This is a genomic window from Brevibacterium picturae (assembly GCF_030453725.1).
Taxonomy (GTDB): Bacteria; Actinomycetota; Actinomycetes; order Actinomycetales; family Brevibacteriaceae; genus Brevibacterium; species Brevibacterium sandarakinum_A.
The window spans coordinates 1-23,064 of the sequence record NZ_JAKDJU010000032.1; the positions used below are offsets into that span (position 1 = coordinate 1).

20 protein-coding genes and 1 pseudogene are annotated in these 23,064 nt (G+C 65.0%); 14 read left to right on the forward strand and 7 right to left on the reverse strand.

The window, feature by feature from the left end; translation table 11 throughout:
• Positions 1–71 precede the first annotated feature (71 nt).
• Together L0G76_RS05300 and L0G76_RS05305 are read left to right on the forward strand one after the other, a co-directional pair.
• On the forward strand, positions 72–839 hold the full coding sequence (locus L0G76_RS05300; RefSeq protein ID WP_304356278.1) for an SDR family oxidoreductase: 768 nt from the start codon (positions 72–74) through the stop codon (positions 837–839).
• 134 nt (positions 840–973) lie between these two features.
• On the forward strand, positions 974–1,519 hold the full coding sequence (locus L0G76_RS05305) for a DUF421 domain-containing protein (protein ID WP_304356279.1): 546 nt from the start codon (positions 974–976) through the stop codon (positions 1,517–1,519).
• Positions 1,520–1,546: 27 nt separating this feature from the next.
• On the opposite strand, the gene L0G76_RS05310 is transcribed toward L0G76_RS05305, so the two are convergent.
• The gene (locus L0G76_RS05310) at positions 1,547–2,512 is read right to left on the reverse strand and encodes an amidohydrolase family protein (protein ID WP_304356280.1); all 966 of its coding nucleotides are present in this window, start codon (positions 2,510–2,512) and stop codon (positions 1,547–1,549) included.
• A 22-nt stretch (positions 2,513–2,534) separates the two neighbouring features.
• On the opposite strand from L0G76_RS05310, the gene L0G76_RS05315 reads away from it, so the two are divergent.
• Both L0G76_RS05315 and L0G76_RS05320 read left to right on the forward strand, forming a co-directional pair.
• Positions 2,535–3,461, forward strand: a complete 927-nt coding sequence (locus tag L0G76_RS05315) for a DUF402 domain-containing protein (RefSeq protein ID WP_304356281.1) — start codon at positions 2,535–2,537, stop codon at positions 3,459–3,461.
• Between the two features lie 105 nt (positions 3,462–3,566).
• Positions 3,567–4,589 carry an NADP-dependent oxidoreductase gene (locus L0G76_RS05320; protein WP_304356282.1) on the forward strand — a complete coding sequence of 341 codons (1,023 nt, stop codon included), beginning with the start codon at positions 3,567–3,569 and terminating at the stop codon, positions 4,587–4,589.
• Positions 4,590–4,832: 243 nt separating this feature from the next.
• On the opposite strand, the gene L0G76_RS05325 is transcribed toward L0G76_RS05320, so the two are convergent.
• The 3 genes and pseudogenes from L0G76_RS05325 to L0G76_RS05335 all read right to left on the reverse strand — a co-directional run bounded on the left by L0G76_RS05325 (position 4,833) and on the right by L0G76_RS05335 (position 5,310).
• On the reverse strand, positions 4,833–4,985 hold the full coding sequence (locus L0G76_RS05325; RefSeq protein WP_304356296.1) for a hypothetical protein: 153 nt from the start codon (positions 4,983–4,985) through the stop codon (positions 4,833–4,835).
• A 3-nt stretch (positions 4,986–4,988) separates the two neighbouring features.
• Positions 4,989–5,060, reverse strand: a pseudogene (locus L0G76_RS05330) (hypothetical protein); the annotation flags it as partial.
• Positions 5,029–5,310 (reverse strand): FGGY-family carbohydrate kinase, encoded by a 282-nt coding sequence (locus L0G76_RS05335; RefSeq protein WP_304356297.1) that lies wholly within the window; start codon positions 5,308–5,310, stop codon positions 5,029–5,031. The pseudogene L0G76_RS05330 and the gene L0G76_RS05335, both read right to left, overlap by 32 nt.
• 12 nt (positions 5,311–5,322) lie before the next feature.
• Here L0G76_RS05335 and L0G76_RS05340 point away from each other — a divergent pair, with 12 nt between their 5' ends.
• A complete protein-coding gene (locus tag L0G76_RS05340) occupies positions 5,323–5,985 on the forward strand; it encodes a substrate-binding domain-containing protein (protein ID WP_304356283.1) in 663 nt (220 codons plus the stop codon).
• A gap of 36 nt (positions 5,986–6,021) precedes the next feature.
• Here the strand turns inward: L0G76_RS05340 and L0G76_RS05345 are convergent, their stop codons facing one another.
• Entirely contained in the window at positions 6,022–7,014 is a 993-nt protein-coding gene (locus tag L0G76_RS05345; RefSeq protein WP_304356284.1) for an asparaginase, read from the reverse strand.
• Between the two features lie 81 nt (positions 7,015–7,095).
• Between L0G76_RS05345 and L0G76_RS05350 the strand changes: the two genes are divergently transcribed.
• On the forward strand, positions 7,096–7,530 hold the full coding sequence (locus L0G76_RS05350) for an MmcQ/YjbR family DNA-binding protein (RefSeq protein WP_304356285.1): 435 nt from the start codon (positions 7,096–7,098) through the stop codon (positions 7,528–7,530).
• Between the two features lie 31 nt (positions 7,531–7,561).
• Here L0G76_RS05350 and L0G76_RS05355 read toward each other — a convergent pair whose 3' ends face one another.
• A complete protein-coding gene (locus tag L0G76_RS05355) occupies positions 7,562–8,623 on the reverse strand; it encodes a phosphatase PAP2 family protein (RefSeq protein WP_304356286.1) in 1,062 nt (353 codons plus the stop codon).
• A gap of 201 nt (positions 8,624–8,824) precedes the next feature.
• Here L0G76_RS05355 and L0G76_RS05360 point away from each other — a divergent pair, with 201 nt between their 5' ends.
• The 5 genes from L0G76_RS05360 to L0G76_RS05380 are packed head-to-tail and all read left to right on the forward strand — an operon-like array spanning position 8,825 to position 16,963.
• On the forward strand, positions 8,825–10,288 hold the full coding sequence (locus tag L0G76_RS05360) for a DUF3375 domain-containing protein (protein ID WP_304356287.1): 1,464 nt from the start codon (positions 8,825–8,827) through the stop codon (positions 10,286–10,288).
• Positions 10,285–11,043 (forward strand): DUF4194 domain-containing protein, encoded by a 759-nt coding sequence (locus L0G76_RS05365; protein WP_304356288.1) that lies wholly within the window; start codon positions 10,285–10,287, stop codon positions 11,041–11,043. Before L0G76_RS05360 ends, L0G76_RS05365 begins: the two co-directional genes overlap by 4 nt.
• Complete coding sequence (locus tag L0G76_RS05370; protein WP_304356289.1) at positions 11,040–14,468, forward strand: ATP-binding protein; 3,429 nt, start codon at positions 11,040–11,042, stop codon at positions 14,466–14,468. Before L0G76_RS05365 ends, L0G76_RS05370 begins: the two co-directional genes overlap by 4 nt.
• A 15-nt stretch (positions 14,469–14,483) precedes the next feature.
• Positions 14,484–15,803, forward strand: a complete 1,320-nt coding sequence (locus L0G76_RS05375; protein ID WP_304356290.1) for a Wadjet anti-phage system protein JetD domain-containing protein — start codon at positions 14,484–14,486, stop codon at positions 15,801–15,803.
• Positions 15,800–16,963, forward strand: coding sequence for an MFS transporter (locus tag L0G76_RS05380; protein ID WP_304356291.1), 1,164 nt, complete (start codon positions 15,800–15,802; stop codon positions 16,961–16,963). Before L0G76_RS05375 ends, L0G76_RS05380 begins: the two co-directional genes overlap by 4 nt.
• A gap of 70 nt (positions 16,964–17,033) precedes the next feature.
• Here L0G76_RS05380 and L0G76_RS05385 read toward each other — a convergent pair whose 3' ends face one another.
• Positions 17,034–18,125 (reverse strand): Fic family protein, encoded by a 1,092-nt coding sequence (locus L0G76_RS05385; protein WP_304356292.1) that lies wholly within the window; start codon positions 18,123–18,125, stop codon positions 17,034–17,036.
• Between the two features lie 190 nt (positions 18,126–18,315).
• On the opposite strand from L0G76_RS05385, the gene L0G76_RS05390 reads away from it, so the two are divergent.
• From L0G76_RS05390 to poxB, 3 genes are all read left to right on the forward strand, one after another.
• The gene (locus L0G76_RS05390; RefSeq protein ID WP_304356293.1) at positions 18,316–19,260 is read left to right on the forward strand and encodes a DEAD/DEAH box helicase; all 945 of its coding nucleotides are present in this window, start codon (positions 18,316–18,318) and stop codon (positions 19,258–19,260) included.
• Positions 19,257–21,218 (forward strand): DEAD/DEAH box helicase, encoded by a 1,962-nt coding sequence (locus L0G76_RS05395; RefSeq protein ID WP_304356294.1) that lies wholly within the window; start codon positions 19,257–19,259, stop codon positions 21,216–21,218. Before L0G76_RS05390 ends, L0G76_RS05395 begins: the two co-directional genes overlap by 4 nt.
• A gap of 212 nt (positions 21,219–21,430) precedes the next feature.
• A partial coding sequence (poxB, locus tag L0G76_RS05400) for a ubiquinone-dependent pyruvate dehydrogenase (RefSeq protein WP_304356295.1) occupies positions 21,431–23,064 on the forward strand: 1,634 nt, incomplete at its 3' end.

Consider the following 23,064-nt stretch of genomic DNA (forward strand, 5'->3'; position numbering starts at 1 on the left):
CCGCCCGCTGACCAGCTGCCCGCCGGCCCGCGACACAGCCGCGCCGATCTACCGACATCAGGGGATGAGACATGCAGATCACCGTCTATGGAGCCACCGGCACATTCGGCCGCAGACTCGTGACACATCTACGTGAACGCAGCCACTCGGTGGTCGCCGCCCATCGCGGAATCGGGGTCGACACCTACACCGGAGAGGGTGTCACCGAGGCCGCCGTCGGCAGTGACGTCCTCGTCGACTGCGTCAACTACATGACCAACAACCGGCACAAGGCACTCGACTTCTTCTCCCGCAGCTCGCGATCGATCGCCCTGGCCGCGGCGGAGAACCCGGGTGCGGCCATGGTGTGCCTGTCCATCGCGTTCCGTCCCGAGGTGGCCCAGTCCAGGCTGCTCGGCTATTACCAGGCGAAAGAGCTGCAGGAGCGCGTCTATCACCGGCTGGTGCCCGCCGATCAGCTTCTGATGTTCCGCTCGACTCAGTGGTTCGAACTCGTCGAATCGATGACATTCACCGCAGGTCCGGTGGCGTTCGTCCCGAAGATGCGCGTCCAGGCATTGGCCGCGGACGAAGCTGCGCGGATGATGGCCGAGGCCATCGACGCTGGAGAGCGCGGGACCATCGAGGTTGCCGGCCCGGAGGTCAGCGACTTCCCGGCGATCGCCGGCAGGATCGCCGCGGCGGACGCAGGGTCGTCTGTGACAACTGGTTCGCGACCGAAGCGTGTCCCGAAGATCGTTCCCATTCCGATCCCCGGCCCGATGTCGACCAATGGACTCATGCCCGATTCGCCGAGGCTCTCCGTCGTCACCGTCGATGATTGGGTCCGCTCCCGCTGAGTCCCGCCCGCCTGATTCGCGCCCGCCTGATTCGCACTCCGCTGCCGACTCGTGCCCCGTCCCGGGTCGAGGCGTGCCCCGTCCCGGGCCGAGGCGGAAGCATAAAGTTGTAAGATCCAGTCGGGAGGAGAAATATGGACTGGAACTGGATGGAATTCGGACTCGACGGCATCGACGCGGCGAGGATCATCAGCTCCTGCATCGTGTTCTACTTCGGCATCATCCTCCTCGTCCGTGCCTTCGGCCAGCGCACGCTGGCGAATCTCTCGAGCTTCGACCTGGCCGCCATCATCGCCCTCGGCGCAATCATCGGTCGTGCGATCCTCGGCGACACCCCGACGCTCTTCGCCGGTGTGCTGGGCCTGGCCACCCTGCTGGTTCTGCAGGCGCTGACCGGGAAGGCCCGTCACTTCCACCGCATCGCCGGCATCGTCAACAGCCCGGCGGTCGTGCTCATGGCCGGCGGCGAACTGCTGACCGACAATCTCGCCAGGGCCCATGTCGACCCGGCCGAGGTGTATTCGAAGCTGCGGATGGCAGGCATCCGGCAGCGCGCCGAAGTGGCCTGCGTGATCCTCGAGCCCACGGGTCAGATCAGTGTGACCCGGCGAGGGACGCCGATCGACGAAGAGCTGCTGCGCGGTGTCATCGGGGCGGAGAGAATTCCCCGCGAGGACTGAGTCCTCAGCCAGACGAGGACCGAGTCCTCAGCCTTCGAGCCCGAGCACCCGGGCGCCGTTGTGCCACAGCACCGATCGCATCCAGTCGTCACCGAGGCCCAGCCCGGCCAAACCGGAGATCTGATCCGCATAGGGGTAGGGAATGTTCGGGAAGTCCGAGCCCAGGATGATCTTGTCCTGCAGACCAGCCAAGCGTTGACGGTAGGCCGGATCCACCTCGGCGGGGGAGGAGAAGAACCCGGACACGTACATGGTCGTGTCCAGATGGACTCCGCTGTAGTTCTCGGCGAGGTCGGCGAAGGCGTCGTATTCGGGCATGCCCATGTGGGCGATGACGAACTGCAGGGACGGGAAGCGCTCAAGCACCTTCGCCACCGCCTGCGGGCCGGTGTAGGTGCCGGGCAGCGGCTCGGAGCCGGCGTGGATGACGATGGGCACCTGCGCCTCGGCGAGTGCCGCCCACGCGCGGTCGAGCACATGGTCGTCGGGGGAGAAGCCGCCCACCTGGATGTGGACCTTGAACAATCGGGCCCCGGCCGCCAGCGCCTCGGGTACGTAGTCGGCGGATTCCGGCTCGGCGTAGAGAGTTGCGCAGTGGATGACATCGTCGTGGGCGGCGGCGAACTCACGATTCCACTCATTCAGCCAAGCTGCCATGCCAGGTTTGTGTGGGTAGGTCAGGGCCGGGATCGCACGAACGCCCAGGTCACGGACGATGTCCAGGCGTGTTTCGGTGTCGTAGCGGTAATGGATGGGCCACGGGTATCCGTAGCTGGACTCGGCGGCGTCGAAGTAGGCCCACACCTTGTCGAGGACGTTGGGCGGCAGGAAATGGATGTGGATGTCGGCGAGTCCGGGGATGCCCAGTGCGTCGAGGTAGGCCGGGATGTCGGCATCGGTGCGCGGTGGTTCGGCCGAGCTCGCGTCGCTGCCGTCGGCGGCGACACTGCGAACCGTCTCGTCATTGCGATCGGGAAGTGTGAAGTCATCCATGCCACTACCTTAGACTGCCCCCATGGAGTTCACCGATCCGTACGAGATCGACGTCCCGCCCGGCACACGTCACGTGGGTGATGGCCCGTTCTGGGCCCCCGGCGAGACCGTGACCTGGTCGTTCAGGCGCTTCGACTTCGACCGTGACCACGCCGAGGTGCGCCGGCCGATGCGTGTCATCGAGGACGGTCCCGACGGTGCGGTGCTGTGGCTGGCCGGAGGCACCGAGACCCGCGACACGAGAATCGTCGGCTGGGAGGATTCGAATCCTCACGACGTGCCCCTGAGCGCTCGCTTCCGTCCCCTCGCCGAGGCGCCTCGACGGATCAATGTTCCCGGCAGCTGGCGCGGGCTCGGGGTGCTCAAGATCGTTCCGCCCAGGGTGCCGTTCTCCGTGTGGGTCCTGCTCAAGCCCGGTGCAGAAGGAGAGGGAAGCGACGGTGCGATCTCTTCGCTCTGGTATGTCAATCTCGAGGCCACGCATCGTCGCATGGATGATGCCGTGTTCACGAGCGATCACATCCTCGACATCACATTTCCGCTTGAGCACGAACCGCTCCACGGGTCTTCCGGACGCGAGGCGAACGGGGACGTGTCGCTCAACCCGAACGGAGCGGTATTCAAGGACGTGGATGAACTCGCCGCCGCGGCCAACTACGGCGCCTGGCCCCGTGAGTGGTCGGACATCATCCGACGCAATGGATCGGAACTGCTCGACCACCTCGGCGAGTTCGGCTGGGCATTCGACCCGAAGTGGGAAACGAAGGCACGCGAACTCGTCGCCGGGGCGACGGACGGTTCGGCCGGTTCGGCGTCTGCTGGTTCGACGTCGGCCGGTTCGACGTCGAAGGCCAAGCTGGGGGCGGCAGAGACACAGGTTTCGGAATCTTCGCGAAAACAGGAACATCACCGGGTTCGAGACGGTTGCTACGACAAGGACCGGATCTAGGCAACGCCGATCAGGCTCGCAGGCATGCAACGACTGACACTCAACGACAGACATGCAGTGACCGTGCGCAGACAGCACACGGCGTCGATGAAAGGAAGCATTTCCATGACGACCAACCACAGGATTCGCCTGAACTCCCGCCCGGTCGGAGCACCGGCGGCGGAAAACTACCTCCTCGACGAGGTCGATCTCGGTTCGCCGGGCGACGGCGAGGTGCTGCTGCGCACGCTGTACCTCTCACTCGACCCGTACATGCGCGGGCGGATGTCGGATGCCAAGTCCTATGCGAAGCCGGTCGAGGTCGGCGAGGTCATGGTCGGAGCCACAGTCTCCGAGGTCGTCGAATCGAACTCCTCCGACTTCTCCACCGGCGACACGGTCCTCGGCTACGGCGGATGGCAGGAGTACTCCGTCGAGAAGGCCGCGCACCTGCGCCGCGTCGACCCGGAGATCGCTCCGATCAGCACCGCCCTCGGCGTTCTCGGAATGCCCGGCTTCACCGCATACTCGGGTCTGCTGGAGATCGGCCGCCCGCAGCCCGATGAGACCGTGGCCGTCGCCGCCGCCACCGGTCCCGTCGGCTCTGTTGTCGGTCAGATCGCCAAGATCAAGGGCGCGAAGGCCGTCGGCATCGCCGGTGGTCCGGACAAGGTCGCCCACCTGAATGAGCTCGGTTTCGACGTGGCGCTCGACCACAGGACCGGCAACCTCAAGAACGAACTCAAAGAATCGGTGCCGCAGGGCATCGACGTCTACTTCGAGAACGTCGGCGGAGACGTGTTCAAGGCAGTGCTGCCGCGCCTGAACACCTACGCACGCGTGCCCGTCTGCGGACTCGTGGCCAACTACAACCTCACCGAACTGCCCGAAGGCCCCGACCGTTCGGGTGCGCTCATGGGCAATATCCTCACGAGGTCACTCAACATCCGCGGCTTCATCCAGACCGAATTCGTCGAGAAGCACCACGAGAACTTCCTGTCCGACATGAGCGGATGGGTCAAGGAAGGCAAGGTCCGTTACCGCGAGGACATCCGTCCCGGTTTGGACAAGGCCCCAGAGTACTTCAACGACCTGCTCACCGGCGGAAACTTCGGCAAGATGGTCGTCGCCGTCGGGGCTGAGAGCTGAGGTAGCCGCGCGGCTATTTCTGACATGGTCGCGAGGCGTTGAGCGATCGGCGTTCGGCGCTGCGGCGGGCCGGTGACGTCGGCGCACGGCGCTGCGCGATCAGCCTCCATCGCTGTCGTCGGTTGACGCTGAAGATCTCACCAACAGTCGGCAAATTCTGGTCGAATTTCGCAAGAGTTTCGACCAGAACTTGCCGACTGTTGGTGCTTCAGGTGGTCTTTCGGCACGACTATCGTCGTTGGGTCAGCAGGTTTCTGGCAGGTAGGTCGTGACGGGGAACGACCGCCGCACGATCGCACGCAGATCCGATAGCGAGGCATCCTTGTCGACCAGGCCCATGGTTCGGGCTTGGACGAGGAGGTTGCCGATCGCAGTCGCTTCGACCGGCCCGGCCATGACCGGTCGGCGCGTGCGGTTCGCAGTCAGCTGGCACAGCAGCTCATTCTGAGATCCGCCTCCGACGACGTGGATCGTGTCGACCGCTGCCCCCCCCCGCCAAGGTCTCGGCAGTCTTGATGGTGCGGGCATAGGCTTCGGCCAGGGATTCGAGAATGCACCGCACCACCTCGGAGGGGGAGTCAGGTGGGCGTAAGTCATGTTCGAAGTACCAGCCGACGATCTTGGTGGGCATGTCACCGGGTGAAACGAACCTGGGGTCGGCCGGATCGAACACGTCGAAGCCCCCGCCGATCTTCCCGGCGACGGCTTCGGCCTCGGCCAACAGAGTCTGCAGATGGCACTGCGCTGCGCGATGGTGACCCCGACAGGAGCCGATCTGAGCAAACTGGAGGGAATCGCGACACGTGGAACTCCAGTGATGCTCGTCGATCGTGAAGCTGGTGACCACTCGCTGTCCTCGGTGACCGTGGACAATGTCGCGGGCGGGAGAATGGCCCTCGACCATCTCATTGCAGGGGGATGCGCGAGGCCCGCGTTCATCGGCGGACCTTTCACGCTGCCCCAGGTGAGCGATCGTGCCAGAGGTGCGAGGGAGAGTGCGGCCCAGATCGGCCTCGACCTGTCGGTGTTCGAGACCGATGAGCTGACGATCCTCGCCGGTCGCTCCATCGGTGAGCGCATCGTGTCCCTGCCTGAGAACGAGCGTCCCGACGCCGTGTTCTGCGCCAATGATCTGCTGGCCGTGGGTTTCATGCAGGCCGTCATCATGTTCTCCGGGCTGCGCGTACCCGAGGATCTGGCGATCATCGGCTACGACGACATCGACTATGCATTCTCGACGATCGTGCCGCTGACTTCGGTGCGACAACCGGCGGACTTGCTCGGGCGCACTGCTGTCGAATCGCTGCTGGCGGAGAACGCATCCGGTGAGCAGTCCCATCGAGATGAGAGGTTCACGCCCGAGCTCGTCGTTCGGCAATCGACGCGACCGGCCTGAAGCCAACGCTCACGGCCGATGCCGGAAACCCAGCCTTCACGCGAACGCGGCGAACACCTCTGCGGGGTCACGACTCATGCTCAGCGCCAAGCTCAAGACGATCCGAGCCTTGCGGGCGTCGAGGATTCCGGCAGGAATGAGACCGGCCTCGAGCAGCCCGATCTCCCCGCCGGGATAGCCGTAGGTATTCGTCAGGCTCGCGCCCGAGCCCGGTCGTGATGCCAGGATCACGGGTATTTCCTCGCCGAGGCGGGTCACCGCTGGTACCAGGTGCTCGGGGACGTGGCCACCGCCGACTCCGGCGATGACGGCACCGGCGAAACCGGAGTCGATGAGCTGGGTCAGTGTCTCCTCGGGTTCGCCCATCCCCACCTCGGCGAGGGCCACCTTGGTCAGAGCATCCGGGCGCGGGAGGTTCGCGAACGGCGAGATGCTCGCGGCGGCAGGCGTGTGGGGGAGGCGGACGACGTCTTCGCTGAGCCAGCCGAGTGCGCCGAGGACCGGTCCCGAGGAGAACGCCGCGGTCGAGGTCACATGGGACTTGCGGACGAAGCGCGGATCGTGGATCTCATCGTTGAAGACCAAGCTCGCGGGCAGACCATTGCTCAGTGGCGAGAGTGCGGTCAGGGCTGCGGCGCGGACGTTCGCCGGGCCGTCGGCGCCGGGCAGCGTCGGGTTGCGCATGGCTCCGGTGGCGGCGATGTGGATGCTCGAGTCGTTGAGCAGCCAGAGGGTGAAGGCGCTCTCCTCGAGGGTGTCGGTGCCTTGGGTGAGGACGATGCCGTCGGCCTCGGTTGTGCGGGCGAGCTCGCGGACGTCGAAGAGCATGTCGAGGCTGACATTGGCACTCGAGACCTGCGACACCTGGGTGAAATCGGCCTGCAGGTCCGGCCAGATCTCGTCGAGTCCGGCAACAGCGGCGATTTCCGCCCCACTCAGGGCGGGGGCGACTCCACCTGACTGATTCGAGGTCGAGGCGATGGTTCCGCCGAGGGCGGCGACAAGGAGGTGGGGAGCGTTGAGCGACATGGGCCTGATTCTATCGGTCTGCTGATGAGGGCGATGCTGATGGGCTGATCTGTGTCATGACCGTTTGCTAGTCTCCGAGGCATGGATCCTGACACCGTGCTCACCCTCGCCCACGACCAGGCAATCCAATATCCGTTGGTGGAGATCGAGTACCCGTTCGGCCCCGAGTATGCCGTGTACAAGGTGCGCGGGAAGATGTTCATGATGTTCTTCGATCTGCGCGGAGTGCCCAGCATGAATCTCAAGATCGACCCACTCGACGGGGAGGTGCTCCGCGACGCCTACGGGGAGATCACTGCCGGCTACCACATGAACAAGAAGCACTGGATCACCGTGGCCGGTGCGGGCACCGGTGACGAAGACAGCCGGTTTGAGGGCGGCCATGCGGGGACCCCGCTCGACGCGGAGCTCCTCCACGATCTCGTCCTCGAATCCTACTGCCTCATCGTTGCGAAGATGGCGAAGAAGGACCGCCCCGTGGACCCGGAGACCTTCGGCGAAAGGCGTGAGGAGTAGACGACCCCGGGCCGGCCGCAGCACTCACCCCTCAGGCGGTTTCGGCAAGCGCTGATTCCTGGCTGCGGTCGGCCACGGCGAGGTCGGTGCGCAGTCGAGGCCCACGCCTTCTGTTGCCGGTGACCCAGGCCCCCAGGGCCACGGAGACCCAGCCGATGGCCATGCCTGCGATGTCATCGACGATGTAGTGCCAGCCGAAGTAGAGCGTGGCCACAACTGTGAGCCCGAAGAACACCCACGTCAGAGCTTGAAAGAGAGGCTTCTGACGGGTGCGCATCATGAAGAGGGCTGCGGCGAAGGTCACCGAGACATGGAGAGAGGCGAACGCGGCCACTCCCTGAATCTGTCCGCTGCCGATAGGGTCGGCAAGATAGTCAAGACGCGTGCTGATCAGGGAGTCCTGCAGATCACTGACGCCGGTTTCAGTGAGGCCGTCATAGAGTCCAGGCTTGACGAACGCGGGCCCCAGGGCGGGCAGGATGTAATAGCTGATTGTGCCCAGCACCCAATTGAGACTCAGCGTCGTGGCATACCAGGCACCGATGGCGAGGTTGCGACTGAGGATGAGCGCGGCCCCGAGGCTGATGGGAATGAGTGGAAGGTAGGCGAGGTAGACGAAGGAGAGGACTTCCGCCATGAATCCGGTGCCGAACAGATCGTGCAGGAAGACGGCAGGGTTGAGTCCCCCACCCAGCCAGAGATCGGACTGCGACAGCTGCCGGTCGAACAGGACATCATCGCGGTAGAGCGGCAGATCGCTCTTGAGGTTGCGGTAGCTGACGTAGCAGATGTAGAAGCTGAGCATGCCCGCGGTGATGCAGAGCGCTCGGCGCAGGCTCCATTCGTTCTTCACGACGTTGAGCATCCCGGTGGGCAGCTGTTTCCACCCGCTCGTTCGCACAGCGTCGATGAAGACGCCCCCGCCGAAGAACAGCAGTGCCAGCAGCGGCAGCCGAATATAGGCGGGGCCGAGGAATCCGTCCGGGTCCCGGAGCGGTCGACCGAGGTGGATAGAAGAAGCAAGCGCAAGCACCGCGACAGCGATGGAGAGCAGCATGGCGAAGGTGTAGGGCCATCGTCGTATCCGAGTCATCGGCACAGGATATAACAATTCGGTATCGTTATGCCGAATCCTGTGGGGCGAGTCACGAGCTGAACAGTTCATGAACTACAGCCCAACAAACGGTGACCTGCGGGTGATCCGCCCTGCATCTGAGGCATGCGGCACTCGGCTCTCTTTGGTTTGCGAGCCCGAAATTGGCAACGGACCCCACCGGCGCAGACAATAGGTGACATGTCCGCCCTCAGCTCCGCGCTCGCCTATCGGCGACTGCTCGATACGAATGCCACACTGCGCATGCTGCGGGCCGACCATCTTCCCGTCATGGCAGCGACCCTCGGCACCCACCTCGGCAAGCCCGGCACCCGTGTGTCCACCGAAGACCTGCACGAGTCCATCGACTCCGACCTCGAGGAGCTGCGCGACCACTTCGACCTGTCCACGCGGACGGCGAAGGCCTACTGCGACGATTGGCGACGGGCAGAGATCCTCGTGAGACGCCCGGCCACCTCGGCGAGGGGTGAGACCTACGAACTCTCTGCGGCGGGATTCGACGCGATCAGGATGCTCGAACAGCTGCGCACCCCACCTCAGACCGCGACCGAATCGCGATTGGTCAGCCTCGCGCAGTCGGTGCGGCAGTTGGCCATCGACACCGACCCGGACAGCTCCCGCCGCTTGGCGTCCCTGCGGGCCGAACGCGATCGCATCGATGCAGAGATCGCCCGCGTCAGGCGAGGCGACCCACGCTCCAGCGTCCTCGACCGGCGCCGCGCGAACGAACGCGTCGGCGACATCCTCCAACAGGCACAGGGCCTACCCGCGGACTTCGCCCGAGTCCGCGCCCGCTTCGAAGAGCTCAACCAAGAACTGCGGATCTCGATCCTCGCCGCCGAAGACTCGCAGTCCCAGGTTCTCGACGAGGTCTTCCGCGGCGTCGACCTCATCGAATCCTCCGATGAGGGCCGAACGTTCTCCGCCTTCTCGGCACTCGTCCGAGACCCGGAGCAGGCTTCGGCCTTCGATGAGGACATCGCGGCCATCCTCGACCGTGACTTCTCGGCCACGCTGACGGCCGAGACCCGCCGATCGCTGCGCACCCTCATGCGGCAGATGAAGGACGGCTCCCGCGAGGTCTCGGACATCCTCTCCGAGTTCGCCCGCGGGCTGCGCCGCTACGTCCACTCCCACGAATTCCAACGTGACCGCGTGATGCGCACCCTGATCCAGGACGCGCTCGCGGCAGCGGCTCCGGTCTCACAGGTGCGCAAACCCTATGACGACCTCGGCGTGGGTCTTGAGCTCTCGAGCGTGGCACTGGCGAGCGTCGGGGAGGTCATCCTCCACGACCCCACCGAGTTCGACGCCGGTGCCGAACTGGGTGAGGCCGAGGAGACCGAGGTCGACTTCGCCGAACTCATCGCCGTCGCCCGGGAATCCGAGATCGACTTCTCGGAGCTGTCCGACAACGTCAACCGAGCAATCCAGGGGACCGACCAGATCTCCGTCGCCGAGGTGCTCGACCACTTCCCAGCCTCACAGGGCCTGGCCAGCGTCGTCGGCCTCCTGTCCCTGGCCAGCACCTACGGGCATGTCGACCCCGGGTCACGCGATCGACTCGAATGGTCCGGGGTCGACGGAATCGGCCGCAGCGCCACGATCCGCCGCCACTACTTCACCGAAGGCATCACACTATGAGCGATTCCGCAGGCACCCCCACCGACGTCGGCGAGCAGGAATCCGCGGCCGACGAATCCGCCCGCAACCCGAGCGCGCTCTGGTTCGCCGACACCGGCACCCTGGGCGAACGCACCCGCCGTGTCCTGCTCGAACTGCTCAAGGGCCCCTATGTCTCCGGTGCGCAGAGCCCGCAGCTGTGGTCGGCTTTGGTCGCCGACGAAGGGATCGTGCGCTCACGGCTGCACGATCTGTTCCTCGAGCTCGTCATCGACAAGATCGACGAATTCGCCTTCACTCGCAAGGTCGTCACCGACGAAGTCGACGTGCCCGCGGCCGTGCGCAGCGAACGACTGACCTTCCTCGACACCGCTATGCTCCTCGTCCTGCGCCAACTGCTGCTGGCCGCGCCCGGAGAACAGCGCGTGATCATCGATCGTGAGGAGGTCTACGAACGCCTCGCGATCTATCGCACCGGTGATGAGTCGACGTTCCAACGCAACCTCAACGGTGCGTGGAACCGGATGAGCAACCGGCTGCGCGTCCTCCACAAAGCAGGGGAGGACCGCTTCGAGATCTCGCCGATGGTCAAGTTCCTCATCGACGAGGACCAGGTGCGTGAACTCATCGACGTCTACGAGCGCATCGCATCGGGGGAGGCCAAGGGCTCCATCGCCGAGGCGGGCTCCGACTCACACGACACCGACGAATCCGACACCGACGATTCCGATGACGACGGTATCGATTCCGACGAGACTGAGGACGGTGAGGCATGACCGAGGCTCTCTTCCCGATCGATGCCGCGCTCATCGCGGACCAGGCTCGTGCCCGTGGCACCCACCGCCCCGACGTGGGCAGTCAGTGGCGACTGTCCGAGATCCAGATCGCGAACTGGGGCACCTTCGACGCGGACATCCATCGCATCCCCGTGTCCCACAAGGGCCACCTCATCACCGGGCCATCGGGCTCGGGCAAGTCCTCGCTGCTCGACGGCATCGCCGCCGTCCTCACCCCGGACAAGTGGCTGCGCTTCAACGTCGCCGCGCAGACGGCCGGCAGCCGCATCGATCAGCGCAGCCTGGTCAGCTATGTCCGCGGGGCGTGGACCCGCACGGCCGATTCCGATGAGGACCGGGTCGTCAGCAAGTACCTGCGCCCCCGTGCGACCTGGAGCGGCATCATCCTCCGCTACGACAACGGCACCGACAGGCCTCTGTCACTGGCCAGGCTCTTCTTCATCAAGGGCTCGGGCACGAAGATGACCGACCTGTCCGACGTCTGCATTCTCGAACGGGCCGGCCTCGACCTGGCCGACCTGCAGCAGTACGCCCGGAGCGGTCTCGAGACCAGGAAACTCAAGTCCGATCACCCCGAGGCTCTCATCACCTCGAATGGGTCCCACGCCAGGTTCTATGCCCGGATGCGCAAGGTCTTCGGCATGGCCAGCGAATCGGCGCTGCAGCTGCTGCACAAGACCCAGTCGGCCAAGAGCCTCGACAGCCTCGATCGCCTCTTCCGCGACCACATGCTCGAGCCGCCGGTCACCTTCGATCTGGCCGAGACCGCGGTCAACCAGTTCGGGGACCTCAAGGACGCCCACGACCATGTCGTCGAACTGCGCCGGCAGCGCGACCATCTGCTCGAACTGCGCGAGGCCTCGAACCGTTATGACTTCGCTCATGAGTCCGCGGCGAAGGCGATCTCCCTCAACGATGCCCTGCTGCCGTTCCAGAAGCGGCGCGAACTCGACCTCATGCGCTCGGATCTGTCCGCCCTGCGCCGCGACCTCGTCGAACTCGAAGTCGCTGCCGACCGGGCGAAGAAGGACTACGACGCCGCGGTCGACGAATACGACCTCGCCCGGCGCGCGACCCTCGAACTCGGCGGCTCGGAGGCCGAGCACCTGCAGCATCGCATCGACACCGCCGAAACCGAACGTCGGGCCATTGCCGATCGGTGGGCCAGCCTCGAGCGACAGCTGAAGCAGGCAGACATCGATCGGGTGCCCGCCTCGGCGGTGGAATTCGCCGAACTCCAATCCCAGATCGCGTCGACACTCGACGACGAAACGCAGGCCGAGGGACCCAGCCACGGCGACCACGACCGTTTCTCGAAGGCCCGAGCCCAGGTGAGGGGACTCGAGGCCGAAATCGATTCCCTGCGCCGCTCGGGCTCGACCGTGCCGGGCAACCTGCTCCAGATCCGACAGGAGCTGGCCGAGGGCACCGGACTGAGTGAGAAGGCGCTGCCCTTCGCCGCCGAACTCGTCGAAGTCGACCCCGAGCACGCGGCCTGGACCGGGGCGATCGAACGTGTGCTGCGTCCATTGGCGCTCACGGTGCTCGTGCGCAGCGAGAACCTCGGCGCGGTCCGGTCCTGGGTCGACTCCCACCGGATCAGGGGTCGACTCGTGTTCGAGGAGATCCCCGCCCAGGCGGCGAAACCACGTCCCGTCAACAGCCCGAAATCACTGGTCAACAGGGTGACTGTGGCCGACACCGGTTTCGGTGACTGGGTGCGCTCCACCTTGTCCGAACGCTTCGACTTCGCCTGCGTCGACAATCCCGAAGAACTCGACGACCATCCCCGTGCCGTGACCATCAAGGGGCAGGTCAAGACCTCCCGCACCCGCTATGAGAAAGATGACCGGCGACGCATCGACGACCGCAGCCAATGGGTCCTCGGTGATCGGGAAAGCAAGCTCGAAGCGCTCATCGCCGCGCTGAAAGACGCCCAGACGGAGCTGTCCGAGGCTCAAACCATCGTCGAAGCCGCGAACGCGGAGACCGCGCAGGCCAACCGCCGGAAGGGCATCCTCGCCGGCATCCGCGAACAGTCCTGGCGCGACGTCGACCTCGCCGGAGCGCAGGAGACGATTGCGAGCCTCGAGAAGTCTCTGCGCGAACTCGAGGACTCCGGCGGCGACCTGCAGCAGGCGATCGGCGCCGAACGTGACGCCCGTGCCGCGAAGGAAGCCGCCGAGGCCACAACGCGTGACTCCGACTACGCTCTGCGCCGCGCGAACGAAGAGATCACCGGCCTGCGCGCCGGCCTCACTCGCCTCGATGACGATGTCACCGCCGGTCGCATTCCCGAGGTGGATCCGACGATCGCCGAACAGCTCGAGGCGAGGTTCACGCGTATCCAGCGCAGCATCAGACGCGAATCTCTGCCGGAGATCGGTCAGCAGGTCTCCCAGGCCCTGCAGGCAGAGAAGGACAAGGCACAGGCAGCTGCGAGTGACGCAGGCCAGGCAGTGACCCGGTTGGCAGCCGAGTTCAAGGCCGCCTGGTCCTCCGTCGCCTCCGACCTCACCGCCGATGTCGCCGACCGCCACGACTACATCGGGATGCTCGACGAGATCCTGGCCCACGGTCTGCCCGATCACGAGAATCGATTCCGGGACCTGCTGCGCCAACGCTCCCGAGACCTCATCGGCGAACTCCTCAACGAGATCCACGCCGCCCCACGCGAGATCGAGGACCGCGTGGCGCCGATCAACTCCTCCCTGCTGCGCTCGCAGTTCGACGAGGGTCGCTACCTGCGGCTGAAGGTCAAGACCCGACGCAGTGAGACCGTCAACGCCTTCATCGCCGACCTCCGCAAGGTCGCCGGGGGCACCTGGGGCGAGGAGGACATGGAGACCGCGGAGGAGAAGTACGACACCCTCGCCGAGGTGATGCGCCGGTTCTCCTCGAGCGAGCACGTGGACAAGGTGTGGAAGAACCAATGCCTCGACACCCGTCTGCATGTGTCCTTCCTGGCCGAGGAGATCGACGACCACGGTCGCGCCCACGCCACCTACGATTCAGGTGCCGCGATGTCCGGCGGCCAGCAGCAGAAGCTCGTCATCTTCTGCCTCGCCGCGGCGCTGCGCTACCAGTTGGCCGACCCCGATGAGGCGATCTCGAAGTACGGCACGATCATCCTCGACGAGGCCTTCGACAAAGCCGATACGAGATACACCCGCATGGCGCTGAACATCTTCATCGAGTTCGGGTTCCACATGGTGCTGGCCACCCCGCAGAAGCTCCTCCAGACCATCGAACCCTATGTCGGTGCGGCGACCTCGATCGAAAACCCGAGCCGTCAGAAGACCCTGGCCGCGACCATGGTCTGGGACAAGGTCGCCGCGGACGAAAACAGCGCAGACGCAGAGACTGGAGAGGCCGGCGAGGACGATGCTGATGCTGAGAGCTGACCAGGTGAGGTGTCGATGACGATGCTCACCGTCGCCGAGGCGCGGGCGAAGGCTCGTACGCGCCTGCGTTCGTCCCTATCGTCCTGGGCCACCCAATCCGGCTCGGCTGCCGTTGAGATCGCACTGCACCCGCCGACGGAGAAGCAGGTGCTTGACGACCAGCGGGCCGCGATGGACTGGGCCGCGAGCTGGCGGGAGATCGCCGCCCCGGGTGTTGACGGTTCGACGGCGGAGAATCTGCACGACGCAGAGAGTCCTCACAGCCCGATCGTCGACTGGACCGAACGCGCCTGGGCGCGGATCGGCCGCCAACAGATCCCACTCCGATTGCGCCTGAGAACACCGGATGCGGTGGCGAAATTCGTCGGCGGTGACGAGGCTCGGCAATGGCGTCGCCTGAAGGAAAGAACTGCGACGATCAGATCACGGTTCGATGACCAGCCCACCGCCGCCTCGGCGAACGAGCACACCACCCCAACGAACGAGGACACGACGGCTACGGCGGACGACGGCCCGGTCAACGATCCGATCGGCCCGGCGATCAAGGCTCATGCAAAACGGATCCTCGGTCTCGGGCAGGCGGAATTCGACACCCTCCTCAACGTCGTCGCATGGCTGCGCGACCACCCGGTGGGAACCCTGCGACCACGGCAGCTGCCTATCCGCGGGGTCGACTCGAAATGGTTCGAAACGCACCGCTCCCTGGTCACAGCGCTTCTGACGGCAGCCGGGCGGCCCGAAGCGGTCGACGTCCTCGACGCCCAACCACGGATGAGAATGCGCATCCTCGACCCGGATCTCATGCCGTCCGGGCTCGGCGATATCACCGCACCGGCGCCCCAACTGAGTCAGCTGACGATCGCCCCCAGGCTCGTCTTCGTGTTCGAGAACCTCGAATCCGTGCTCGCGATGCCCGACTGGGCCGATGCTGTGGCCGTGCACGGGTCGGGATACGCCGTCGACAACGTCGCCCGCCTGGCCTGGGCACACGGGGCGCGGGTCATCTACTGGGGCGATCTCGACTCGCACGGCTTCGCGATCCTTTCGCGACTGCGCACTCACCTGCCGCACGTGGAATCGACGCTCATGGACGAAGGCACACTCACCGCCCACCGGGACCTGTGGGTGCAGGAACCGAAACCGCACCGGGGAGAATTCTCGGGTCTCAGTGGGACGGAAGCCCGTGCGCTCGCCCGCCTGCGTGCCGAGGGCGATGTTCGCCTCGAACAGGAGCGCATCCCCTGGGACACGGCACTGGAACGGCTGACCGCCTCGGCGGGGGAGCCGACAACCTCGGCGAGTGAATCTGCGGCCCCGACAGGGGAACAGGGGTGACGGACCGACCTCGCGGTGGCTTGGCCGCTCTGTGCATTGCCGAACTGGCCAGCTGGGGCCTGCTCTACTACTCGCTGCCGGTAGCGGTGACACCAATCTCCGCGGACATGGGGTGGAGCCATACAACGGTGACAGCCGCGCTGACCGTGGGGCTCATCGTCTCCGCCCTCGCCGGTGTGCGGGTCGGACGGCTGTTGGATTCGCACGGGCCACGCGCACTCATGAGCCTCGGGACGGTCATCGGCATCGTGGCTTTGCTGCTGGTGGCGGCGGCGCCGAACCTCATCGTCTTCTTCGCAGCCTGGGTGTTAGCCGGGTTCGCCCAGGCAGCGACCCTCTACCCGCCGGCCTTCGCAGTCGTCACCCGCTGGTATGGGTCCGACCGAGTCAAACCGCTGACGACCATCACCCTCGTCGGCGGGCTCGCCTCGACCGTGTTCGCCCCGATCATCGCCTGGCTCATCGACTCCTGTGGCTGGCGGACGAGCTATGTCATCCTCGCCGGGATCCTGGCGGTCACGGCACTGCCGATGCACTGGTTCTTCCTCAACCGCAGCTGGACCGACGAGGCAGCCGGACAGTCACGAACACCATCGCGGACAGAGATCCGGAGGGTCACGAGATCGACGCGGTTCATCGTCCTGCAGATCGCCGTTGCACTGTCGACCTTCACCCTCTTCGCGGTGACGATCAACATCATTCCGCTCCTCATCGGACGCGGAGCCGAGTACGGACTCGCGGCGATCGCCCTCGGTCTCGTCGGCTTCGGCCAGGTGACCGGACGCTTCTTCTACCCTGCTCTTGAGCGTCGTTCCAGTTCGCGGGCGCGAACCGTGCTGCTCTTCGCCTGCGGGGCAATCGGGTTATGGCTGTTGGCGTTCGTCCCTGGCCCGATCTGGCTGCTCATCGGCATCGGCATGCTCGCCGGCGGTGTGCGCGGCTGCATCACGCTGCTGCAGGCGACCGCCGTCGCCGACCGGTGGGGGACAGCGAACTTCGGTGCGATCAACGGAGTCTTCGTTGCTCCCATCACCGTCGGCACCGCACTGGCTCCTGTTGCCGGCCCGGCTCTGGCCGGGGTCGTCGGCGGTTACCCGATGATGGCGATCGTCATGGCCGCGCTGCTCACGGGTGCGACAGCGCTGTCGGCGAAGACGTGAGAGTGTGCCTACGAGTTCCATGCCGGAAACGTGTGCTGTGGGCGCGGGGCACCGGACCGTTTCGGGAAGATCAGCTGACTCGTTGAAGCGGTTGGGACAGTATGTGAAGGAGACGGGAGTTGATGAAGAGCCGGTCTCTGCCGACCTTGATCGAGCTCAACATGTGCTCGGACACGAGTTCATTGAGCCACTTGGAGGCTGTCGGTCTCGACACTTCACAACGATCCATTACATCGACAATTCGGCAATAGGGACGTTCGAAGAGCAGATCGAGGACATCGGAGTTCGCCCCCGCTCCGGTGTTTTCCCTCATATCGTTTCGGAAGTCTGATTGCAGACGCTGAATTTCGTCAATCAGCTCCAACGTCATCTGCGCAGTCGAATGGACTCCCCGAAGCATGAAGAGAATCCATTTTTCCCATTCGGAGGTTTTGGTGACATCGAGCAGGAGACTGTAGTACTCATTCTTATTTTCAATGATGAAGTGGGAAAGGTAGAGCACCGGCTCTCTCAGCAGCTTCGCTTCGATGAGCATCAGAATGTTGAGGATTCGTCCGGTGCGTCCATTGCCATCTGGGAACGGATGGATTGCCTCGAATTGGTAATGAGCTGCTGCCATGACCACCAGAGGGTCGAGGCCATGGTCTCCATGGACGAATCTCTCCCAGTCTTCAAGTTTGTCTGCGATCAGATCTGGTCCGCTGGGTGGTGTGTATCGAACCGAGTTAGTGAAGGGGTCGCCGATGAAGGTGCCTGGCAGGTCCCTGGTACGCATATCCCGGCCATTGACGCTTGAACACACTTTGGTTGCCGTCCTCGTAGATACGGGTCGGGCTTCCAGCTCTGCAATTCCTGCATACAGAGCTGTCCGATAGCGCAGAGTTTCCTTGGTAGCTGGGTTCGCATGAGCATTGTCGACTGACGCCAGTTGGAACAACTCATCCGTGGTCGTGACGATATTCTCAATCTCTGAGCTGGCCTGAGCCTCGAGGAGCGTAACCGCGTTGAGCAGGATCGATGGATTGGGCAAACGGTACACGGCCTGATCGAGCGCGGCCAGGGCGGCCCGAGCTTCCGTTGTGAACTTGAGTACTTCGCGCGTCTCGAGCGCTTGGACAGGGGGCATCGGCAGATCGTTGTACGGTTCGTTCGGCGTCCACATATGTAAAGTCTATTGCCACGTCACTGAAACGTGTAAAAAAATCGACGAATTTTTTACACGTTTCGACTATGTGGCAAATTGCTTGTCACGTTTCACGTACGACGAGCGATGTCTCTTGCCCGAGGACGGAGGGCCCACAGATCCCAGCACTTCGCATGGCTGATCGAGGTGACGTTTTAGACTGGTGGGCATGTCGATGTCCGGGTCGAACCCATCGCGGAGCCACCAGCGTCCTCTGCGTCGTCACCAGAGCGAGGCCCTCGAGGCTCTCACGTGCTCGATCGGCGACGACGCTCGCCGATCCTGGATCGTCCTGCCCCCGGGAGCGGGGAAGACTCGGGTCGGCATCGAACATGCCAAGGCCCTGCTCGATGGCGGGCACGTTTCCACAGTCGTGGCCTTCGGCCCCAACACCGCCATCCAGACTCAGTGGGCGAACGCCTGGAACAGCCTCGGCGCTGAAGCAGACACCGTAGCCGACACCGAAGCCGGTGTCCCCGACCAGGCAGTCCCCGACCGCACCGACCGTGCAGGCCGCACCGACCGCACCGGCCGGACCGACCGTGCAGGCCTCGATCGCGAACTCACCGCCAGATTCACTTCACTGACCTACCAGTCAATGGCCGTCTTCGACGATGACCGCGACCGGAGGAAGAGCCTCCTCGACGAACTCGCTCCGGGTGGAAGGGAACTCGTCGACCGCCTCGGCGAGGCCGGTTCGCTGCTGCTCATCCTCGACGAATGCCATCACCTGCTTGACGTGTGGGGCAACCTGCTGGCCGAACTCCTCGACCTGCTGCCCGGCGTCTGGGTGCTCGGACTCACCGCAACACCTCCGGCAACGATGACGGCAGCGCAGTCGGAACTGGTGTCAGGACTGTTCTCAAACATCCGCTACTCCGCCTCGATCCCCGCCGTAGTGAGAGAAGGCGACCTCGCACCATTCGCCGACCTCGTATGGGTGACGACGCCGACGACCGAGGAGGACAGCTGGCTGTCCGGACAGGCCGTGCGCTTCACCGAACTCATCACCGGAATCCTCGCCCCCACGCAGGGCTCAGTGCCGTTCCTCGAATGGGTCGACCGACGCTTCCTGGGCACACGAGACCAGGTCGTCAGCTGGGCGGCCCCATGAGCCGCTCGCACCCGGACCTGTGCTCTGCGGCCCTGCGCCTGCATCACGCAGACCTGCTGCGACTTCCTCCCGGTGCCGGCCCGGCCGAACAGCACCGGCGCGATCCGGATGCCGACGATTGGGCGCTGCTCATCGACGATTGGATGCGCCACCACCTGATGGCCTCCGAGAACACAGAAGACCGCGAACTCGCCGAGGCGATCCGTCGTGCCCTGCCCGCCATCGGGTACCGCTGGACCCGGACCGGCATACGGGCAGGACGCTCACCGGTCGACCGCGTCATCGCCTACTCGGCAGCGAAACCACAGGCGACAACCGAGATCGTCTGCGCCGAAGCCGCCAACCTCGGCGAACGCCTGCGGATGCTCGTCCTCTGCGACTTCGAATCGCTCACCGCGACTCTGCCCACCGATGTCCGCGAAGTGCTGAGCGAGCGCTCCGGGTCGGCCATGCTCGTCCTCGAAACACTCGTCGCCGATGCCCGCACCACGGGGTTGAGGCCGCTCCTCGTATCCGGCAAGACGGTGGCCGGGGCACCGGATGTGCTCAGCGATCTGCGTACGGCAATCGCCGAATCAGACGAGCCATTGGCCTCCCGCCTGCAGATCAGCGAACCGGAATCGGGCATCAGCCGACTCGAAGGGCCGTGGAGCAGCCGGACCTGGGTGCCTCACGTGACCGAATACTTCTCCACGGGCAGATCTCAAGTGCTCATCGGCACCCGCGCCCTCCTCGGCGAGGGATGGGACGCACCGGCCATCACCGGGCTCATCGACCTGAGCACAGCCACCACTCCGACCGCGGTGACGCAGACCCGCGGTCGTGCCCTGCGCCGTGACCCGAAGCAGGCGCAGAAGGTCGCGCTCAACTGGACCGTCGTGTGCGTCAGCCCCGACCACCCGCGCGGTGATCAGGACTGGGGGCGACTCGTGCGCAAGCACGACGGCTTCTTCGGCACCGACTCCGACGGTGAGATCGTCGACGGTGTGGCCCATATCGACTCCGTGTTCTCGCCCTACGAGCCGCCCGAGACCGAGCTCGCCGATGAGATCAATGCGCGGATGATCGCCCGATCCCAGGACCGTTCAGAGATCGCGCAGCGGTGGCAGGTCGGCCGTGACTACCGGGACGAAGAGGTGCGCTCGGTGAGGATCCTGCAGCCGTCCGACCATCGCGGATCCGAGCAGTCGGCACTGACCGAAGCTGACGCCGCGCGCAACGGCGAGATCAGACCGACGCCGCGCCACCTCGGCGGGGATCCGGGTCGTATTCTGCCGTTCAGGATCAACACTGCGACGGTCGTACCCTGGGTGGGGCTCAGACTGATTCTCCTGGTGAGCGGCGTGGCACTGGGTGGAGCCGGCGGCACGACTCTGACAATTCTCGGTCTCGCGCTCTGGGTGAGCCTGCCCGTGCTGCTGTCTGCGGCGGGAGCGCGACGAGCTCGGCTCTATGCGCGCCCACCGACGGTGGGCCAGCTCGCCGGCACCATCGCCGAGGCCCTGCGCGAGACGGGGAAGAGCGGCGCCGGTCCGGAGGCGATGCGCCTTCGCGTGGATGCCCGTGGGGATCTGCGGTGTCACCTCGACGCGGATGCACAGTCCGCGGAGGCCTTTGCGCTCGCCCTCGATGAGGCGGTGTCTCCGATCGCGGACCCGCGGTACCTGGTTCCCCGGTGGTCTCTGCCGCAGCCGCAGACGGGACTGCGCGGGCAGTGGGAGCGGCTGAAGTTCGGCTGGTCAACGCCGCAGCGCAACGACCCGATCTGGCACGCTGTGCCCACGACGCTGGGTGCGAACCGGGAATCGGCGCAGGCCCATGCACGAGCGTGGAACCGGTGGATCGGCGGTGCTGAGGCGATCTACACGAGGAACCCCGACGGGGCCGGAATACTGACCGCCTGCCGGGGGACGAACCCGATGCAGATGTCCTCGGTGCTGCGGACCTCTTGGCACTGAGTTCGTCGTTCTGAAGGCTGCTGCCCGGCCTTGTGCATGCAGACACGACAGAGCGAGTGTCGGTGCTGTCTCTCGTCTCACAGGTCCAGACCGCTGATGCCGGGGATAGACTGAATGCGCGGTACCAGCCTGCGTCGGCACTCCGACTGGGATGCCGGCGGGGTCCACCTCGGAGCGCTGACAGCTCCACGTGTTTCAACGGAAGGAACTTTATGCCCACCGTCGCCAGAAATATTGTCGATACGCTCGCTGCCAGCGGAGTCAAGCGCGTCTACGGCATCCCCGGAGATTCGCTCAACGGCTTCACCGATGCCCTGCGCGTCAACCCTCAGCTCGACTGGGTTCAGGTACGCCACGAGGAGGCGGCATCATTCGCGGCCAGCGGCGAGGCCGCACTGACCGGCGAGCTCGCCGTCTGTGCCGGCAGCTGCGGGCCAGGAAACCTCCACCTCATCAACGGCCTCTATGATGCCCAGCGCTCACGTGTGCCGGTGCTCGCGATCGCCGCTCACATCCCCAGTGATGAGATCGGCTCGAGCTACTTTCAAGAGACCCATCCGACCGACATCTTCCGCGAGTGCAGCGTCTACCTCGAGCATGTGGCCACCGCGGAGCAGATGCCGCGTCTGCTGCGCATCGCCATGCGCGAGGCCATCGAGAAGCGCGGTGTCGCGGTCCTCGTCATCCCCGGCGACGTCGCCCTGACCGAGATCGATGCCGCCGCCGAGGTGGTCAAGTCCTATCCCTCGCATATGATCCCCGCAGAATCACAGGTGGAGGCGGCTGCGAAAGCACTGAACAAGGGCAAGAAGACCACGATCCTTGCCGGTGCCGGCACGGAGGGTGCCCACGACGAGCTCATCGCCATCGCGGGGAAGCTGCAGGCGCCGATCGTCCATGCGCTGCGCGGCAAGGAGTTCATCGAATACGACAACCCGTATGACGTCGGCATGACCGGACTTCTCGGCTTCTCCTCCGGGTATCACGCGCTCAAAGGCTGCGACACTCTGCTCATGCTGGGCACTGGTCTTCCGTACCAGCAGTTCTATCCTGACGATGCGACGGTCATCCAAGTCGACATCCGAGGCTCGCAGATCGGGCGGCGTACCCCGGTCGACATCGGACTGGTGGGTACCGTGGCCGACACCGTTGATGCCCTGTTGCCTTTGATCAAGCCCAGCCGCAGCAGCACGCATCTGAAAGCGATGACCAAGCACTATGCGAAGACCCGCAAGGAGCTCGACGAGTTGGCGACCCCGTCGAAGCGGACGATCCACCCGCAGTATCTGACACGGCTGATCGACGAGGCGGCCGATGACGATGCCGTGTTCATCCCCGACGTGGGATCCCCGGTGACCTGGGCGGCCAGGTATCTGAACATGAACGGCAAGCGTCGGCTGATCGGTTCCTTCAGCCACGGCTCCATGGCCAATGCGCTCTCACAGAGCGTCGGTGTGCAGTCGGCCTACCCCGACAGGCAGGTCGTCGCACTGGCTGGTGACGGGGGACTGGCGATGCTGCTGGGCGAGTTGCTGACTCTGACGCAGAACAAGCTGCCGGTCAAGACCGTCGTCTACAACAACTCCTCACTGAACTTCGTGGAGCTGGAGATGAAGGCCGCCGGATTCGTCACGTTCGGAACCGAGCTTGCCAACCCGGACTTCTCCACCATCGCCGAGGCGGTCGGCATCAAGGGCTTCCGCGTCGAGAAGTCCAAGGACCTGCCGAAGGTGGTCAAGGAGTTCCTCGCCTACGACGGCGCGGCGGTCCTCGACGTCGTCACCGAACGGCAGGAGATGTCCATGCCGCCGACGATCACCGCCGAGCAGGCCAAGGGCTTCGCGCT